The organism is Cohnella laeviribosi DSM 21336 (genome assembly GCF_000378425.1).
In the GTDB taxonomy this organism is placed as follows: domain Bacteria; phylum Bacillota; class Bacilli; order Paenibacillales; family Paenibacillaceae; genus Cohnella; species Cohnella laeviribosi.
The window spans coordinates 41,254-59,733 of record NZ_KB899833.1 but is presented as its reverse complement, the minus strand read 5'-3'; the positions used below and the strand labels follow the sequence as shown (position 1 = coordinate 59,733).

15 protein-coding genes and 1 pseudogene are annotated in these 18,480 nt (G+C 53.0%); 1 reads left to right on the top strand and 15 read right to left on the bottom strand.

From position 1 onward, the window contains the following. A pseudogene (locus F560_RS25635) lies at positions 1-153 on the bottom strand (IS110 family transposase); the annotation flags it as partial. A 448-nt stretch (positions 154-601) separates the two neighbouring features. Further along, complete coding sequence (locus F560_RS0115650; protein WP_019006695.1) at positions 602-1,654, bottom strand: 2,3-butanediol dehydrogenase; 1,053 nt, start codon at positions 1,652-1,654, stop codon at positions 602-604. 204 nt (positions 1,655-1,858) lie between these two features. Here F560_RS0115650 and F560_RS0115645 point away from each other — a divergent pair, with 204 nt between their 5' ends. Further along, positions 1,859-2,884 carry a LacI family DNA-binding transcriptional regulator gene (locus tag F560_RS0115645; protein WP_019006694.1) on the top strand — a complete coding sequence of 342 codons (1,026 nt, stop codon included), beginning with the start codon at positions 1,859-1,861 and terminating at the stop codon, positions 2,882-2,884. A 20-nt stretch (positions 2,885-2,904) separates the two neighbouring features. Here the strand turns inward: F560_RS0115645 and F560_RS0115640 are convergent, their stop codons facing one another. The 13 genes from F560_RS0115640 to F560_RS0115575 form a co-directional block, all read right to left on the bottom strand. Next, complete coding sequence (locus F560_RS0115640; protein ID WP_019006693.1) at positions 2,905-3,801, bottom strand: DUF5050 domain-containing protein; 897 nt, start codon at positions 3,799-3,801, stop codon at positions 2,905-2,907. A gap of 114 nt (positions 3,802-3,915) precedes the next feature. Continuing rightward, positions 3,916-4,383, bottom strand: a complete 468-nt coding sequence (locus F560_RS0115635) for a (2Fe-2S)-binding protein (RefSeq protein WP_019006692.1) — start codon at positions 4,381-4,383, stop codon at positions 3,916-3,918. Then, on the bottom strand, positions 4,384-5,217 hold the full coding sequence (locus tag F560_RS0115630) for an FAD binding domain-containing protein (protein WP_019006691.1): 834 nt from the start codon (positions 5,215-5,217) through the stop codon (positions 4,384-4,386). Beyond that, complete coding sequence (locus tag F560_RS0115625; protein WP_019006690.1) at positions 5,204-7,534, bottom strand: xanthine dehydrogenase family protein molybdopterin-binding subunit; 2,331 nt, start codon at positions 7,532-7,534, stop codon at positions 5,204-5,206. Before F560_RS0115625 ends, F560_RS0115630 begins: the two co-directional genes overlap by 14 nt. A 236-nt stretch (positions 7,535-7,770) precedes the next feature. Further along, positions 7,771-8,811 carry an NAD(P)-dependent alcohol dehydrogenase gene (locus F560_RS0115620; protein ID WP_019006689.1) on the bottom strand — a complete coding sequence of 347 codons (1,041 nt, stop codon included), beginning with the start codon at positions 8,809-8,811 and terminating at the stop codon, positions 7,771-7,773. Between the two features lie 67 nt (positions 8,812-8,878). Further along, the gene (locus F560_RS0115615) at positions 8,879-10,078 is read right to left on the bottom strand and encodes an MFS transporter (protein ID WP_019006688.1); all 1,200 of its coding nucleotides are present in this window, start codon (positions 10,076-10,078) and stop codon (positions 8,879-8,881) included. Positions 10,079-10,119: 41 nt separating this feature from the next. Continuing rightward, positions 10,120-10,509 carry a MerR family transcriptional regulator gene (locus F560_RS0115610; RefSeq protein ID WP_019006687.1) on the bottom strand — a complete coding sequence of 130 codons (390 nt, stop codon included), beginning with the start codon at positions 10,507-10,509 and terminating at the stop codon, positions 10,120-10,122. Between the two features lie 30 nt (positions 10,510-10,539). Next, positions 10,540-11,520, bottom strand: coding sequence for an aldo/keto reductase (locus tag F560_RS0115605; RefSeq protein ID WP_019006686.1), 981 nt, complete (start codon positions 11,518-11,520; stop codon positions 10,540-10,542). A gap of 535 nt (positions 11,521-12,055) precedes the next feature. Then, positions 12,056-13,033, bottom strand: coding sequence for a LacI family DNA-binding transcriptional regulator (locus F560_RS0115595; RefSeq protein WP_019006684.1), 978 nt, complete (start codon positions 13,031-13,033; stop codon positions 12,056-12,058). 124 nt (positions 13,034-13,157) lie between these two features. Then, the gene (locus F560_RS0115590) at positions 13,158-14,081 is read right to left on the bottom strand and encodes a phytanoyl-CoA dioxygenase family protein (RefSeq protein ID WP_019006683.1); all 924 of its coding nucleotides are present in this window, start codon (positions 14,079-14,081) and stop codon (positions 13,158-13,160) included. Positions 14,082-14,157: 76 nt separating this feature from the next. Further along, a complete protein-coding gene (locus F560_RS0115585; protein ID WP_019006682.1) occupies positions 14,158-14,475 on the bottom strand; it encodes a hypothetical protein in 318 nt (105 codons plus the stop codon). Positions 14,476-14,723: 248 nt separating this feature from the next. Then, positions 14,724-15,446: a hypothetical protein gene (locus tag F560_RS0115580; protein ID WP_019006681.1), complete on the bottom strand. Its 723-nt coding sequence runs from the start codon at positions 15,444-15,446 to the stop codon at positions 14,724-14,726. Positions 15,447-15,788: 342 nt separating this feature from the next. Continuing rightward, positions 15,789-18,416: an adenosylcobalamin-dependent ribonucleoside-diphosphate reductase gene (locus F560_RS0115575; RefSeq protein ID WP_019006680.1), complete on the bottom strand. Its 2,628-nt coding sequence runs from the start codon at positions 18,414-18,416 to the stop codon at positions 15,789-15,791. Between the last annotated feature and the right edge of the window lie 64 nt (positions 18,417-18,480).

The following is an 18,480-nucleotide window of genomic DNA, read 5'->3' as shown; positions in this document are numbered from 1 at the left end:
GCCGAACACGCAGTCTTTACCGAGCTCGATTCCGCGGAAATCGACGGCTCTGGCGACATGTGTTTTCTTGGCAATGTCGGCCCCGACAACAAGAGTTGATTCGGTAATTTGTTGAATTCGTTGATTCTGTTTCCTGGCGTGTTTATACTTCATTGTAGAGTGCCTCCTGCGCTGGGATTTGTTCTTTGGTCGGAACGTTCCCCAGTATACAGAAGGTACTTTTTTCATTCAAACCTCGAATTCATTCATTACAGGAATGGCTCCTTATTCATTTGGGATAAAAGGTAAAGGTGCTCCTCAAACGGAATCGGCAAGGTCCCGATCGATTCAGGGAAGCGCTTCCAATAAAGCGGCAAAAGCATCCGTCATTCAAACTCGAACTCGGAAATTCGCAGACACCCCTCCTTTTGTGTTAAAATATGGAAGTATTGCAAGGAGAATATACCATATTCTCCCATAAGTAGACATTTTAAAAAGTATAGATTTTCCTTTCAAAATTAAAGAGGATGCCTCTTGAGGAGATTCCATATTCCCGGATAACCCTCCGCACACGCAAAGAGAGCCTGCGCGATTCGCAGACTCTCTCAACCGGTCAACATGATTAAAGATTAGGGGAGACCAAAATTTTCACCTGGTTTTTCTCTTTGAGCAGCGCTTCAAAGCCTTGTTCCACAATATCCTTCAGGCCAATGCGTTTGGTAACCAGTTTCTCTGCGGAGAAGTAGCCCTGATTCATCAGGTTGATGACGGCCGGGAACACATCGCGGTAACCGATAATGCCGGCAATATTGCGTTCCTGCATGACAACCAGGTTCGGGTGGATCGGGGCTTCCTTCTCAAAAATGCTCACAATCATGATTTGACCGCCCAGCTTGGTCGACTGGATCGCCTGGGTCAACACGACGGGGACACCGGTCACTTCAAAAACCACATCGGCGCCGCCGTCCGTCAGACGGCGGATTTCGCTTACCACGTCCGTTTCCGCCGGATTCAAGCCGACAGCTCCGAGTTCTTCCGCTTTATTTCTGCGTTCTGCCGACAGTTCGACCGCATAAATCCGCGAAGCCCCGGAAGCCTTGAGCGCTTCAATAACAAGCAGCCCGATCGGACCGGCTCCGAACACAACCGCGCGGTCGCCCACTTTAAACTGGCTTTGGCGGACGGCGTACAGCGCGACAGCGGAGGGCTCGACCAGAGCGCCTTGTTCAAAAGACAACGTATCCGGAATTTTGTGAACCATTCGTTCATCGGCGGCCACATACTCCGAGAAACCGCCGCCGCCTCCGGCCAGACCCAGGAACCCCATTTTTTCGCAGAGATTATATTTGCCTTGTCTGCAAGCCGTACATTCCCCGCACGCGAAAACCGGTTCAACGACGACCCGGTCGCCCGGCTTGAACTTCGTCACGCCTTCTCCGACTTCAACAACCTGGCCGGAAAACTCGTGGCCCATCACAATCGGAGCCTTCTCTTGCGTGAGCGGGTGAGGGCTGTCTTTGGGAATAAAGATCGGACCCGCCGCATATTCGTGCAGATCGCTTCCGCAAATTCCGCACCATTCGACTTTTATTTTCACTTTGCCTTTAAGCGCTTTGGGCTCTTCGATATTTTCCACTCTAATGTCTTTAACGCCGTGCCACCTGACAGCTTGCATGAAAAGTCATCTCCCTGATTCCTTCGATAGATAAGATCGATAACAGCTGTTTAGGAAACGTTTCCTAAATCATCAGGTCACAAGTTTAAAATGTTGTCAATCTTCTTGAACGGAAAGGCCGCATATTAGTATAATGGAAACAAAAATTGAAAATTTCCGATTATGACGGGAAACGTTTCCGAAATCGAAAAGAGGTAAAACCGCATGGTGAACAGAAAAAGAGTGACCATAGAGGACGTAGCCAAACAAGCAGGCGTCGGCATTGCCACCGTGTCGCGGGCGTTAAATAATAGCGGGGGAATCAGCGCGAAAACGAAAGCGCGCGTTCTGCAGGTCGTTGCCGAGATGGGGTTTGTACCCAACACTTCCGCGCAAAGCCTCAAGATCCGGCAGACCCGGCAAATTGCGCTTGCCGTTCCCGATATCCGCAACGCCATTATCCCCGACATTGCCTGGGCCGTCGAGCAGGCAGCCAAACAGCACGATTATCGGGTCGTGCAGATTAACACGCTCGGAAATGCCCGATTGGAATTGGAAACGCTGCGGGAAATTAAAAAGCTCCATGTGGACGGGCTGGTCATCATGCCCCTGGCGTATCCCAAGACGCTGGAAAACATGATTAACCATGCCGGCATTCCCGTATCGGTTATTAATTACGGCAAAACGCTCAGCCGTGACCTGAAGGCGGATATTGTCGGTCTGGCCCGGCAGGAGGGGAAGCTGGTTATGGAGCATTTGCTGCAGATCGGAAGAACGCGGATCGCCTATGCAGGCGCTCCCAAGGATAAAATCGAGGAGCGCTACCGCGCTTATGAGCAATCGTTAAGGCAGGTCGATCCTTCGCTGGTTTACTTCGGAGAGGACTTCTCGTTCGAAACGGGCCGTCAAGCCGCGAACTATTTCTACAGTTTGAAGAATATGCCGGATGCCATCTATGCCGTAAACGATATGGTAGCCATCGGAATCGTCAACCGGTTCAAGGAGCTGGGCGTACGCGTGCCGGAGGATGTCGCCGTCTGCGGAATCGACAACAACCTGTGGACGACCGTTACCAGCCCGCAGATCAGCTCGGTGTCCATCATGGGCGCCGAAGTCGGGCGCCTCGCGGCAGAACTGCTTCTGAAGCGCATTCAGTCTCCGGAGCCTCTGGAATACGAGAGGGTGGAATTCGAGCCCCGGCTTATCGTCAGGGAATCCAGCGTCAAGCCGTATTCCCGCAGCGACAGCTAAGCGTCGAGCGCAAGAAGGGGCTAGTAATCGACTTGTTCCGTGAAGTACAGCCAATAGCCGATGACGTGGATGAAGGTGGTCATGCCGTCGGTCAACTTCTGCTTCGTCTTGCCGTCCAGCGAGATCCGGTAGAGCTTCCGGTCGTCGTCGTTGTTCGCGTAGTAGACGAATTTGCCGTCGGTATTCATCGGGCCCGGCTGGTCTTCCGTAAGAACCGACAGGTCTTTCCCGTTGGTGCGAAGCTTGTAGATGCGTTGATTCGCCTCGTAAACGAGCCAATCCTTGTTGACAAGCATGTAGCTGACGGCAAACGCATTGTTCAGCTTCGTGCGGCCCGTACCGTCTGTTTTGATTTTATACAGCTTATTGCCGTCCTTGCCGTTCACGTAAAAAATCCAATCCCCTAAAACCTGAACATCGTTAACGGGGTCTTTCGTGACGATCTTTTTCGTCTTGCCGTCGAGACTGGATTTCCAGAGCTGCGAATGCTTCGCGGCGTCCAGATAGTAGATCCAGCCGTTCACGATTTGGATGTCTTCGCCCTTGAAGCCCAAGTTCTGCTTCATCGTGCCGTCCAGCTTCTGGCGGTAATAGTACCCTTTGCTGCCGCTAAAATATGCCCATCCGTTCACGATATTCAATTGGTACTGCGCCTTGATGGGTGTCTTCGTCACGCTCGTTCCGTCTTTTTTCATCTTGTAGAGGTAGGCGTTCTCTCCGCTCGATGCGTTGCGGGGATTGAAGTAGATCCAATCGCCGCTTTGCGCGACGATCGCATCGTTCTGCACGTTCCCCCACGTATTGCCGTACGTGTAGGTTGCGGGCGCGGCGGCGCTGCTCTGTACCGGGGAGTACAGGGTTCCGACGGCAACCGCAATCGCTAAGAGCAGGATGTAGGCTTGAAGGCGTCTCGTCATACTGAATGGCTCCTCTTGGTTGTGATTTAAACACAAAAAACCAACGAATGAGATCCGTCGGCTTCTCAGCTTGAGTCGTATCATACCAAGTCCGTCAGATCGAATCCATGAAATTCATGGCAGCAAACAAGACCTAACCGCCTCTTCGATTTCCGTATAACCGGTGCATCTGCAAATGTTCGATTTGAGCCACTCTTTGACCGTTTCGCAGTCGGCTTGAGGATGGCGGTTGATTAAAGCATGGACATTCATAATAAACCCCGGCGTGCAGTAGCCGCATTGAAACGCGAACTTTTCGATAAAAGCTTGCTGGATCGGCGCATGGTTCAGCCCTTCGATCGTGATCACCTGATGATCTGCGGCTTCAACCGCAAGCATCAGGCACGATTTCATGGGCAGGTCGCCGACGATCACCGTGCAGGCGCCGCAGTCCCCGTTCAGACAGCCGGGTTTAGAGCCGGTTAAGCCCAGATGCTCCCGGAGCACGTCAAGGAGCGTATCCGCCGGTCTTATCGTTACGGTTCTTTCTTCCCCGTTGATATTCAAATGTAAGCCGATTTTGCCGTATGAAGACGGGTGCACTTATTTCCCCTCCATTTCCTCCATAACATCCTCCAGCAAATTTCTTAAAACGAATATCCGGTATTCCGCGGACCCTTCGATATCGTTCAAAATGGGAGAAGGCAGGCGGCGGACGGCCTGATCGACCCTTGTCTTAAGCGGAACGTGCCGCCGGTTCAATTCCTCTTCCAGCTCGACGGAGCGGAAAGGAAACGGGCACAATCCGCTGAACGCCACGCGAATACGGTCGTCCTTGCGCAGCGCGGCAACGGTAATCAGGGGATAGCCGGTCTCCCATTGCTTCCGTTTTTTGATGCTCACATGAGGCAGCTCCAGATAGGAACGCTCCGTAAGCAGCTGCACGAGAAGCTCCCCTTTGTCCAGCCGCAAATTTCCGTTACATACGTCATGAACGGACCGGCGTTTGATGCCGTCCCTTCCGGCAAGGACGACCTGACTGTCCGCAAGCAGGAACGGCAGCACCGCTTCCCGGTAAAAAATGCGTCCGCAAATATTCCCGCCCAGCGTGATCTTGTTTCTGGACGTGCGGTCCGCGACTTCCCGCGCTGTCTTGCTTAATAGAGGAAACGGGTCCGCTTCTTCCAGCTTCGTCAGACTCAGCCCCGCTCCCAGGATGAGCCGATTTTGTTCGAATCCGAGAACCTGGCATTCGGGAATGTGCTTGATGTCGATGACGGCGCCGGTTTTGACCAGATTTATCCTGCCAAGCGTAATGATCTCCGTTCCGCCGGAATAATAGACGGGGGATTTCCCCTGTTTCTCCAACCCCCCGTATAATCGAATCGCCTCTGCGACGGATGCCGGCCGGTAATATTCGAAGTCATACGGAATCATGGGAAGTTCCCCTTTTCGTTCTCCAGATGAATTCGGGGGTGAGCGGCAGCCGGTTTAAATCCGTTCCGGACGCGAGGGAAAGCGCATTGGCGAGCGCTGCGGGCATCCCGAGCAAACCGTGTTCCCCAACCCCGCGCGCGCCAAACGGAGCATCCAACTGAGGGGTTTCTACGAAATCGACGATATATTCGGGATGCTCGCCAAAACGGAGCGGCCGGTACGTACGCAGTTGCGGATTAAGCACGATGCCGTTCCGGTCGATTTCGAACGTCTCCCTTCCGCCGAAGGAAAGACCCATGCTCATCGCGCCGATGACCTGACCTCTGGCCGCTTTGGCATTCAGAACGTTGCCGATATCGATGACGGAAACGGCTTTGAGGATTTGATAGGTATGATCCCGCCGGTCATATTCCACCACAACCCCCTGCGCGCCTACCGTCCATTCCGGTCCGGGCACGCCGGCGCCGGTTTCGGGGTCCAGGCAGGTCAAATGCCTTAATATATAATTTCCGCGGCCGATGATCTGCCCCCCGATGGCATTCCCATTCGGATACGTATATCCGTACGCGATATCCTTTATGGAAATGCCCGTCTTGGGGTCATCCCTCAAAAACACTCGCTCGCCCCCCACCTCCAAATCGTCGGGCGAGCATCTTAACACACGCGATGCGATATCCTTCAACTGGCGAATCAGGTCTTCCGCAGCGGCCAGCACCGCTCTGCCGGCCATGAACGTGCCCCGGCTGGCTACGGTTTTCCAATGCTCCGGGGTCGTTTGGGTATCGACCTCCATTTTGACATGAATCCGGCTGACGTCCATCCGCAGCTTTTCCGCAAGCATTTGGGCAAGAACGGTTTTGGTACCGGTTCCGATTTCGACGACGCCCGACACCAGGTTGATGCTTCCATCCGGATTCGCCAGCAAAACGGCGCCCGAAGAGGCGTCCGGTTCTATCGTCGACGTTTTCCATATGCAGCTGATGCCTTTGGCGCGGACTTTGCGGTCGGACAGCCGGATCAGCGCCCCTTCCTCCCAATTCATCAGCTCTTGAAGCCTCTCCAGGCATCGCGGCAAATTGCCGACATTGCTTGTGTTCAGAAGCACCTGGGTGGGCGTCGTATGACCGGGGGCAATGGCATTTTTGCGCCGAAGCGCCAACGGGTCCATTTGAAGTTTGGCAGCCAGCATATCCATCGTTCGTTCAAAAGCGAACAAAACCTCCGAATGGGCGAATCCCCTGAACGCCGACGGATAAGGATGATTCGTGTATACGCTTAAGGAATCGCACGAGACATGGTCAATATGATAAGGGCCCGTACAATCGACGGCTCCCGCACGGCTGAGATTGGGAGACTTATCCGCATAGGCGCCGCTGTCGAACAAATAGACCATCTCGGCCGCCAGCAGCTTGCCGTCTTTGCTGCATCCGAGCTTTACGGTGGCGTCAAGTCCGATATGAACAGGCGCCGTGAGGAGATCTTCTTCCCGGGTATAATCCAGCTTCACCGGCCTTCCGCCGACGGCTTTCGAGGCCAGATAGCCGATGATTTCCCATTGAACGGAACTTTTGCCTCCGTACGCTCCGCCGACCAAAGGCGCATGAACGACGATTTTTCCGATCTCGACGCCGAAAGCGGCACTGATGATCTTTTTCGCCATAAAGGGGGCCTGGGATGAAGTGATGATCGTCACGGTGCCGTCCGCGGCGATTTCGGCGACGCAGCATCTCGTTTCCATGGCGGCATGGTCGGACGGGGCAAAGGAAATTCGGTTTTCGACGATGACGTCGCTTTCCGAAAATCCCTTCGCTGCGTCGCCTTTCCGTATTCGGATTCGGCTGGCGATGTTCGTATTCGGCTCGGCATACGTCATGACGCCCTTTTCGTACTGTTCCAGGTTCTCGTGGATCAACGGCGCGTCCTTGCGCAGGGCGTCGGCCGGGCTGTTGACGACCGGAAGGGGCTCGTAAGCGATGCGGATTCGCTCGGCCGCGGCCTGCGCTTGAACCGGCGTATCGGCCACGACGACGGCTGCCGGTTCGCCGTGATACCGTACCTTTCCGAACGCGATCGGAGGACGATCGCGGATTTCCTCGCCCACAAGCGGTGTCGGCTGCCCCGTCAGGACGGCTCGAACGCCCGGCATTTTCCGCGCCTCGGAAATATCGATGTCCTTGATCCTGGCATGAGCATACGGACTGATTACCAATTTCGCATGCAGCATGCCCGGCTTCTGAACATCCGCCGTATACTTCGCCGCGCCCGTAACTTTGTCCGGGGCTTCTTTTCGGTAAACGCTCTTTCCGATGGTTTCCATGGATCGCCTCCTCCTTTCCCGATCAATTCCTTTGCCGGAGAGGACATGCCGTTCATCCTTGGATCGCTCCGTTATTTTATCGTATTGCATTTGCAAAAATGGATATGCCACAATTCATGCTTCCGGAACAAGACGAATCATCCCGCAACCTGAAAAACCCCCTTCGCCTCGGAAGGGGGGACCTATGAACGCTTTCATTAGAGTAAACCCAAGAGGATAAAGTGCATCTTTCCAAATTACAAAGTAGCCATGTCGATAACGAACCGATACCGCACATCGCTGCGAAGCACACGCCCATACGCTTCGTCCACTTGATCGGCACGGATGATTTCAATCTTAGGAGCAATGCCGTGTTGAGCGGAGAAATCGAGCATCTCTTGCGTTTCCCGAATTCCGCCAACGAGTGAACCCGCAATGCTGCGGCGATGCATGATTAACGAAAAGACATTGTATTTGTCCGGCTGGCTTGGCGCACCGACATTGACCAGCGTTCCATCTACGCGAAGCATGGATAAATACGCATCCATATCGAGATTCGAAGACACAGTGTTTAAGATGAGGTCAAATCGGCTAGCCAACGCCGAGAATGTAGCGGGATCGCTGGTTGCAAAGTAATGATCTGCACCCAAACTCCGTGCTTCGTCTTTCTTATTCAGAGACTGGCTCAAGACCGTTACTTCAGCACCCATGGCATGGGCGAATTGGACCGCCAAGTGGCCAAGTCCCCCCATTCCCACAATAGCAACCTTCTTGCCTGGGCCGGCACTCCATTTTTTCAATGGAGAGTATGTGGTGATGCCGGCACACAATAGCGGGCTTGCCACATCCAAATCCAGTGCGTCGGGAATAAGGACAACGAAATCTTCTTTTACAACGATTTTTTGGCTGTATCCTCCGTACGTCGGATTGCCGTCGTAGTCTAGCGAATTATAGGATAAGACAACGCCTTTCGTACAAAATTGCTCCTCGCCGCGGAGACAGTATTCGCATTCTCCGCAGGAGTCGACGAAGCAACCGACGCCAACGCGATCGCCAACGGCAAATTTCGTAACTTTTGGTCCAACGGCTGTTACGACTCCGGCCATTTCGTGACCGGGAACCATCGGAAACATTCCGCCTCCCCATTCATCGTAAGCATTGTGAATGTCGGAGTGGCAAATCCCGCAATACTTAATGTCGATTAAGACATCGTCCGGACGTAATTCTCTCCGTTCAATCGTGGTCTTTTCAAACGGCGCTTTTGCCCTTGGGACGCTTAGAGCATGGATTTTACACATGTTTTTCTCTACTCCTTCTCCTAAATAAAGTGTGACCGCTAGTGAAACGATCCATGAACAATGTTCATTATCTTTCAAATCGTTTGGGGACTCTCATCATGTCCAGGCGAGAATCGGTGTCAGAAGGCGTACTCCTGGTTTTCACCAAACGTACCACAAAGAACGCGAACAGCAACAACGACATCGCAACCGACGCGGCGCCGACCGTGAACAACACCTGGTAACTCGTGTGCTGTGAAACCCAGCCCGACAGGATCGCGCCAAGCCCGATGCCAAGGTCGGTTGCTGTCAACAAAGAAGCATTCGCAACCCCTTTCCGATCCGGGCGGGCCAGTCGTATCGTTGCCGCTTGAAGAGCCGGCTGCGCGGATCCGAAACCAACCCCGAACAGAACCGCCGAAACCAGCACGCCGAACAATCCCGTGGAAATGCTTAATACAAGTAAAGCGGAAATCGTTACCGCAAGCCCGGGTATAATAACGAATGACTCGCCGTGCCGGTCCGAAAGTTTTCCCGCAATGGGGCGGATCAGGGCAAGGGTTACGGCATAGGCCAGAAAAAACGTGCCGGAATTGACTTGGATCGAGTCTGCGAACAGCGGGACAAACGTGGTAATTCCGCCATAAGCGATGGTCAGAAAAAAGACGGATGCCGCGACAGGCAAGACGGATGGCTCGAAAAATTCGATTCTCCTTTCGCCCGTTTGCTGCCGGAAAGGCACTTTTGCGCTATATGTCAGGAGCAGCGCTACGGCAGAAAGAGCGCAGGCGAATTGAAACAGAGCGTGGTACGATAAGCTTTGTATCACCCAAACGCCGAGCATCGGGCCGACCGCCATCGCCAAGGTCATGGCCGTACTAAACCAGCCCATGCCTTCTCCGCGGCGTGCGGACGGGATGATATCCGTAACCGCCGTGAAAACGGCGGTTGTGGAGACGGCCCAGGTCATCCCGTGCAATATGCGGAGTCCCATCAGAACGGCAATACCGCCGATCCAGTCGTACATATACATCGCCAAGGCGAATAGAAGCAGCCCCCAGACGATAAACGGACGCCTGCCGAACCGATCCAGCAGACCGCCGACGATGGGACGAATCATAACGGCAGACAGCATAAAGGCGCCGGCCGCCAAACCGACCTCCGCTTCGTTGCCGCCCATCTGTTTGATGAACGGCGGAAGCGTCGGAAGCAACAAATAAAAACCGGTGAACAGGAAAAGCATCCCTGCGGACATCAGAATAAACGGCTTCGTCCAAAGGCGTTCCACGATTCCTCCCTCCTCGGATGCAACCAGGCTAAAGGCGAGGATTAATTCTCCGGCCTTTTCAGCGTTTTTTCTTTTGCGACGATAGCCTGTTCATATCTTTCGATTTTGTAATTCAGGCGTTCCAACGTTTTCTTCATTTCTTCTATTCTCATGATCAGCTGATTGCGTTGCTCGATTAAGAGTTCTTTCCTTGCCTCAAGGGTTTCATCGCCCTGCTGAAACAGCCCGACATACTCAATCAACACTTCTACGGGAAGACCTGCGCCTCGCATACATTTGATAAATTCGATCCACTTACAGTCTTCTTCCGTATAATTTCTGACTCCGCTTTTGTTGCGGTTTACGCGAGGAATCAGTCCGATGCGTTCATAATAGCGCAGTGTATCTTGTGAAAGATCAAATTTTTCACTTACTTCTGCGATTGTCATCATACGGATGGATTCATCTCCTGACTTCCATTCTTACTGAAAACCAATGATCGGGTGAGGGACATACGGCTCTTCCAGGAACGCCATTTCTTCAAGCGTTAATTTTACTGAAAGCGCAGCTACCGCATCTTCGAGATGGGACATTTTCGTAACCCCGATGATGGGAGCGGTGACGGGTTCCTTTTGCAATAACCAGGCCAGCGCGATTTGGGCGCGGGGAACGCCGCGTTTTTCGGCGATGGTCTTCACCCGTTCCACGACCAACCGATCGGCGTTCGCATGCGCATCGTATTGGGCTTTCTGCACTTGGTCCGTTTCGGAACGATGCGTCTTTTCCTCCCAATCGCGCGTCAACCTTCCTTTGGCAAGCGGGCTATACGGAATCACGGCGATTTTTTCTTCCTTGCACAGCGGCAGCATCTCCCTCTCCTCTTCACGGTATATGAGGTTGTAATGATTCTGCATCGATACGAACCGGGTCCATCCATGTTTCTCGGCCACATGCAAGGCCTTCAAAAACTGCCATGCATACATGGCCGAAGCGCCAATATACCTCGCTTTCCCCGCCTTCACAACGTCATGAAGAGCTTCCATCGTTTCTTCGATCGGCGTGTAATAATCCCAACGATGGATTTGGTACAAATCCACATAATCCGTTCCCAAACGTCTAAGGCTGTTGTCGATTTCCGTCATAATCGCCTTCCGGGAAAGCCCTGCGGCATTGGAACCCTGACGCATGGGGAAATGAACCTTCGTCGCGATGACGACTTCATCACGACGGGCGAAATCTTTCAATGCGCGTCCGAGAATTTCTTCACTTGTTCCGTCTGAATACACATTCGCCGTATCGAAAAAATTGATGCCCAACTCAAGTGCTTTTTTAATAATCGGACGGCTGTGTTCCTCATCAAGCACCCACGGATGAATCCATCTCTCTGCCACACCGAAGCTCATACAGCCGATGCAAAGCCGGGATACATCCAAGCCGGTATTTCCAAGCTTGACATACTCCATTGATCAATCCTCTCCTCTTCCTGGAAGATATAATGGAGCTTACCATTTGGAGCTAACTCCAAGTCAATATGCAAACGGATTTTTTATAGCGAGGCCTTTAGGAAGGGACGGATGTAAAACCGGGGATTAAATGAAGACGTGATCGTTAGAGGTTCAAAAATGAAAAAAACGTCCCGCATCATGTCTTGGCAGAACAACTGGGGAACAGCGCCTATATTTGAATGGCTACTCATTCGTTTCGATCTTGATTAGCTTCCCCGTTGACTGAGCGGGGTACGTAAAGATTACCGTTCCGTTCATTAAAATATTTACTTTGTCACCAACTTCAACCGAGTGATAATTTCTTTGTCGGTCGAAATCCAAATGGCATGAGGATCGGCTTTCCGCAGAATCTCGTTAACGGACTTGTTCTTGATATTCATTTGATCCTTCACGACTAAAACCCCGAAATTTTGGATTTCTTTGGCGATAATATAGCCTTCGTGAAAATTCCAGGCTTATTCTTTATTGTTCACTAGGATTTTTGATTATGTATTTACACGCTGAACCGTTCAATCAACCTGTATTCAAGCTCCCGATGTTCCGGTTCATCTCTTGTTTTCATAATTTGGTCGTGCGCAATCTGAAAAGCGCTGCTTCCCATTTCAAACAGTTGATTATCAATCGTCGTCAAATTAAAAACTTCAGCGATCGGCTGATTGTCGAACCCGATAACCGCCAAATCGTCCGGAACGGTTAAGCCGTTCTTTTTCGCTTCAATAATCATTCCCGCAGCGACCTGATCGTTGGTGACCAGCATCGCGGAAGGCCGTTCTTCCATCTGCAGCATGTCCCGCATCAATTTCACGCCGTCTTCAATTCGGTAAGTTTGATAAAAGATCCATTCCTCTCTGACCGGTTCGTGAATCAAAGCCAGCGCATCCTCGTACGCCTTACGGCGCATTTGGCTGTTCACGCCGCTGCTTCTCCCCAAGCAAAATCCAATGGCCCGATGACCGCGGTCGATTAAATAGCGCATCCCATTATAAAAACTCGTGTAATGGTCTAGAAAAACGGACGACACCGATGAATCCCCGACGTCTTCGCACGCGACAATGGGGCCATAGCGGGTATAGGGTTCAATCCGGTCCAAGGGCAAATGTTTCGAGCAAATAATCACGGCGTCAATCTGTTTCATTTTCAGCATATCGAGCACTTTGATTTCAATTTCTTCCTTGTAGTCGGTTTGGCAAAGCATCAACTGATAGTTTTTCTGTAACGCACTGGCTGAAATCCCTTCCAACAATCTTGAAAAATAGGGGTGGTTAATGAAAGGAAGCATCACGCCAATGACATTGGTTTTCCCTTTAATTAAGTGAACCGCATTCATATTTCTCGTGTAATTCAGTTGCTCGATCGCCGCTAAAACCGCTTCCCGCTTTTCATCGCTGACATAATTGTGACCGTTCAAAACGCGAGAAACCGTGGACACGGACACGTTCGCTTTCTTGGCGATTTCTTTAATATTAGCCATCTGAACAGCCCTCCTTTCTTTTATTTTATATCATCTGTCGGCGAAAAAAGAGGCCGCCCGAGCCGACCGCCAAGGAATAGGCAAAATCCGCTCGCACGGCATCTAAAAAGTGCTGCAAACCCGGTTACCAATTTTTCAATCCGAGCAATTTTTCGCCTAACTCTGTCAAATTGGCTCTCTCGTATTTCGTTTGCTCCCAATTTCGCGGATCCCCCGGGAATGCCATCCCTTTCGGCGGGATGCGGTCTCTCCAGGATTCAATTCGGGATTGCCGCAGCTCCTCGTTATACTCTTGTGCGGGGAACATGGAAATATATTGCGCCAGACGCGGCTTGGCGGAATGGTTGGCCCGGATGCCGTGCGCGAGCATGCTGTGGAAAATAATCAGGTCTCCGGCTTTCGCTACCACCTTGGTCGGCGTAAATCCGGTGGTATCCGGTTTGTACGGATCCCGGTCGGCGGGCTGCGTTTTGACCCATTCATGGAAATTCCGGTACAATTCAGGGATGCATTGAAACCCGCCCATGTCGATATCGGTATCCGCCAAGGTGAGAATGCCTTGAACATTGACAGGAAGCGGATCCAGAGAAGTGTTTACGTCCCAATGGATAAATCCTTTATATTCATAACCTGGGCGAATAGGGAGGTTCAGGTTGCAGCGGTCGATGCTGACCCAAAGACGTTCCGTACCCCAAATATCGACAAAAGCTTGATAAACCCTTTCATTCATCCGGTTATCCCACAGATATTGATGGTTATAAAGCTCCACCATTCCCGTATTTACGAGTTCTTTCATCTGGATCTCCCGGCGTGCGGGCTTATACCAGGTCGAGGAATCGTTCGGATCTTTCTCTTCAAACTCCCAAATCAAATTGACCAGACGGTCGAGATTTTCTTGCGGGACCGCATTCGGAACAACGACGTAACCGTTTTCCTTCCAGAATTTCCAATCCTCTTCGCTAAGCACGCGAAGCGGTTCATGGTTCGGCCGTTCATTCAGCTTAAAATCGGCTTCCAATATGTTGTTGAGTGCATTTTCTTGTTTCATGGACATTCCCCTCCAGCGGTTCATATTTGCAAGCGGCGTTAACGATGCGGCAACCGGAAAAACAACGTTTATTGATTTAATGAAGCTTAGAAAGCCTTTTCATTTTCACCTCCTCACCACTCCCGGAACGCAACGAACGCCTGCCGATTGCCGGCATAGGGCCGGAGCTTCTGTTCGCACACAGCGTAAAGTATGAAATGCATTCCATGTCAAGCGTCTTTTCAAAAAAGGTTGTTATGCCCGCAGCGTCGATACGGGTTTGCAAACCTTGCGTGTTGCACATCCCTGCATTGCCGCATGAATGCATGTTCATTTTGGTGTCCGTTCCTTTGGGCAAAAGTTCCTCAGCTATCGTTCGTTCTTGCAACGGCGTGGCATTCAGGTTAGGGTTCATCTTGACTCTTCCTTTTCTGGAGGCAACCATCGTATGTTGTGAGAAAAACATAAAAAAGCCCGTACCCACAAGGTACGGACACCCACTTCAAAGTGAACCACGAAACCGCGAACTTCGAGCGCTGGGAGTTCCCGATAGGGCTGGATATAGGATGACAATTTCCCGGCGGGGTGCTTGGGAATTTAGTTCTCTCGCCGAACGATATTTTCAGGATAGACTGGCCATGCGCCATTAAGCTAACGGGCAGATTATATTCGCATCTTTACCGAATCTACGGTTTCATTTACGATTCGAACCATTGGGTCGACGGCGGCGATCGGACATCGATAATCGATCCGAAGAACATGTCGATCGAACTCGTAGAAAAAAACGCCGGAAAAGACGGAATCATCTTTATATTGATTGTGTTTGCCATTCAGGCCGCCTTTTGAGGTGGTCTCGATAAACTCACCGTAGAAAGAGTCCTCGTGATCTTGCAGCTCCTTGACCACTGCTTCATTCAAAGACGTATTCTCCATCACTTCATACGATATCGTTGCCTCTCCCGACAAATCTCTCGAAAAAACGATTCTCTCGCCCTCTACAACAGGTTCACCCATATCCGTTCGCACCGCGAAGATCACGCCATAGGGCTCGATCGTGTATTCCGTTCCATCGAACGTCGCCGTTTCGTGCTCCAATGAGGTTTCCAACTTGACGTCGTCACCGACCACAATCGATAACTTCGCCGCTTCGGATGCGTCGGCACCCGGCTCAAGCGCACGTTTTTCTTCTGCTTCGGAGACCTCGTCAGCCGGCTTGGGAGCGTCCGCCCCATTTTTTCCGACGCCCTCCTCGACAGACGCTTCCTGGGGCGAATACTGATTCGAAACAGGAGTTGCAGGCGCATACTGCAGCGATTGTTTGATTGCGCCGGCTACCATCATTACGAGTACGACGGCAAGCAGCGTCGGTACCCATCCTTTATCCATCGACCGTGTCTCCTCTCCGTCCATCAAATAATCGAAAATAATCCTATTTGTTAGACGTTGGAATTCAATGGAAAGTTCTTTCTTTCGCTCCCGCGTCAAAACAGGCGCCGGTGGCGAGTGTTTGTGGAATCGTAAGTTCCATGAGATAGAAATGCCATCGTATTGCTGATAAATATGGGGTTGATAAACGGAAAATGACCAGAAAGCAGCATCGCTGTCTGGTCATTTTGAAACTTTATTCGAATCCTATTAATTCAGCAATAAAATATCTAACTAATTTTGAACCAATTCCAATTAATTATGGAATTTCACATATGATATTTTATCGCATTTTCATCAAGTTCAATTGCACTTGCTGTACCCGCAGTTCGCGCACGTCTTGCAGCCTTCGACGTACAGCAGCGAGGCCGAGCCGCAGGACGGGCAGAGGTCCGTCGACGTGTACGGAACGACCGGCGGGACCGCCGCCGCAGCCTTGCCGCCGTCTGCGGCGCTGCGCGCTGCTGCGGCCGGAAGCTCCTTGGACGCCGCCTGCTCCTCCCGCAGAAGGCCGATGTGCAGCTCCAGCGCTTGGGCGACGGCGTCGGCGATCGACTCAACGCGGTTCGGTCCGAAGCCGACCGCTCCCGTGCCGCCGATGCCCTTCAGGTGCTTGATAAGCAGTTGCACCTTGTTGCCGTGGTCGCCGTACCGCAGGAACAGCGAGCAGACGCGGCCGAGCGCCTCCGCCATGGCGAACACGTCGGAACCGGCTTTGCCGACGTTGAGGAAGATTTCCCCCGGCGTGCCGTCGATGTCGTTCACCGTAATATAGGCCATGCCGAACGGCGTATTGAACTTGTAGGTCGCGCCGCGGAGCACCTTCGGCCGGCTCTTGTACTGCTTGTCGAACACCTTCGCCTGCTCCGGCGTTACATTCGCGTTCAGCGCGGCGTTCAGCCCGCCGATCGCCGCGTTGTCCGAAGCCGCGGCCGCCTCGCCGGACGCTCCGTTCTCCGCCGGCGCGGCTTTTTCCTTGCCGCCATCGCCTTTATCGTCCTTCGTCGTGCTCAATACCTGCGTGTCCCGGCTGCCGTCGCGGTAGATGGTGACGCCTTTGCAGCCGAGCTCGAACGCAAGCTCGTACAGCTTGGCGGTTTCTTCGACGGTAAAGTCGGCCGGGCAGTTCGCCGTCTTCGAGATCGAGCTGTCCACCCAGCGCTGAATGGCCGCTTGAACGCGGATATGGTCTTCGGCCGACAGATCCATCGCGGTCACAAACCACGGCGGCAGCTCCTCGCCCGGATGCGCTTCTTTCCACTCCTGAGCGATCGGCACGTACTGTTTGTCGAGGCCGAGGCGGCTTTGCCGGTAATATTCGAACGCAAAGTAAGGCTCGATGCCGGTGGAGGTGCCCACCATCGTCCCCGTGGAACCCGTCGGCGCCTGGGTGATGACGGTCACGTTCCGCATGCCTTTGCTCCGCACCGCTTCCGCCACTTCCGGGAACGCTTCGGCCATGTTTTTCATAAAGCCGCTTTGCAGGAACTTGTCGGCCTCGAACGCGGGGAACGAGCCTTTCTCCGCCGCGATTTCCGTCGAAGCCAGATAAGCCTCGCGGGCGATAAATCCGTACAGCTTATCCAGAAACGCCAGGCTCTCCGGGCTGCCGTACCGGATTTCCAGGCGAATGAGCAGCTCCGCGAGTCCCATCGTGCCCAGGCCGATGCGGCGCTCCTTTTTCTGGTTCGCTTCATTTTCCGGAAAATGATACGGCGTCTTGTCGATCACGTTGTCCAGAAAACGGGTCGAGTAACGGACGACGCGGGCCAGCTCGTCCCAGGCGACGTCGTGCTTGCCGGCATCGTAGAACTTGGACAGATTGATCGCCGACAGGTTGCATACGCCCCACGCGGGCAGACCTTGTTCCCCGCAGGGATTGGTCGAGATAATCGGATTAAAATACCAGCTGTTGGACATCTGGTTGTAATATTCCATGAACACGACGCCCGGCTCGGCCGACTTCCAAGCGGATTCGATGATCGTGTTCCAAATCTCCCGCGCCCGGACGGTGCGGTAGGTCACGACCGTCTTGCCGAGCCGCTTCCATTTCTCCAGGTTCCCATCCCATACTTCGTCGTATTCGGGGTCGGACGTATCCGGAAAGACCAGCTCCCAGTCGAGGTCTTCCTTGACCGCCCGCATAAAGGCGTTGCTCACGCAAACGGACAGGTTCGCGTTCGTCACCCGTCCCGGCGTCTGCTTCACCGTGATGAATTCCTCGACGTCCGGGTGCCAATCGTTCATCATCAGCATGAGCGCCCCGCGCCGGCTTCCCCCCTGCTCGATCAGGCCGGTCGTGTAGCTGAACAGCCCGCCCCAGGAGACGGAGCCGCTCGAAGTGCCGTTGACGCCTTTGACAACGGCCCGGCGCGGACGAAGCGACGACAGGTTGATGCCGACCCCGCCGCCGCGGGCCATAATTTCCGTCATCTCGCTCAGCGTCTTCATGATGCCGCCGCGGCTGTCGTGCGGAGAAGGAATGACGTAGCAGTTGAACAGCGTCAGCTCGTCGCTGGCTCCCGCTCCCGCCGCGATTCGGCCGCCCGGAACCAGCTTCCAGTCGTCCAGCAGCCAGCGAAACTTGGCGTTCCACTCCTTCCGCTTCTCCTCCGTCGCCTCGACCGAGGCCATCGCGTTCGCCAGGCGGTCCCACATTTCTTCCGGCGTCTTTTCGATCGTCAGCGTAAGCTTCTCGACGGTCGATTCGACCAGTTCGCCGCTTCTTAAGCGGACCGTAACTTGACGGCCGCTGCGGCTTACGATTTCCCCGACCTCCTTGGTCGGAAACTTCGGATCGTCCTTCGTCAGCACGAGAACGACATCCCCGACCTTGGCGTCGTCCGCATTCGCGTTTTTCCAGGCGTAACGGTCCAAAAATATTTTTTCGCTCAATCCCTCAAGCCGAGCTTTGTTCGTCGTCGTAGACATCCGTTGCACCCTCTCCCTTTGGCTTCGTATCGAATCACGAACCGACTTTCGCAAGCAAATCGCG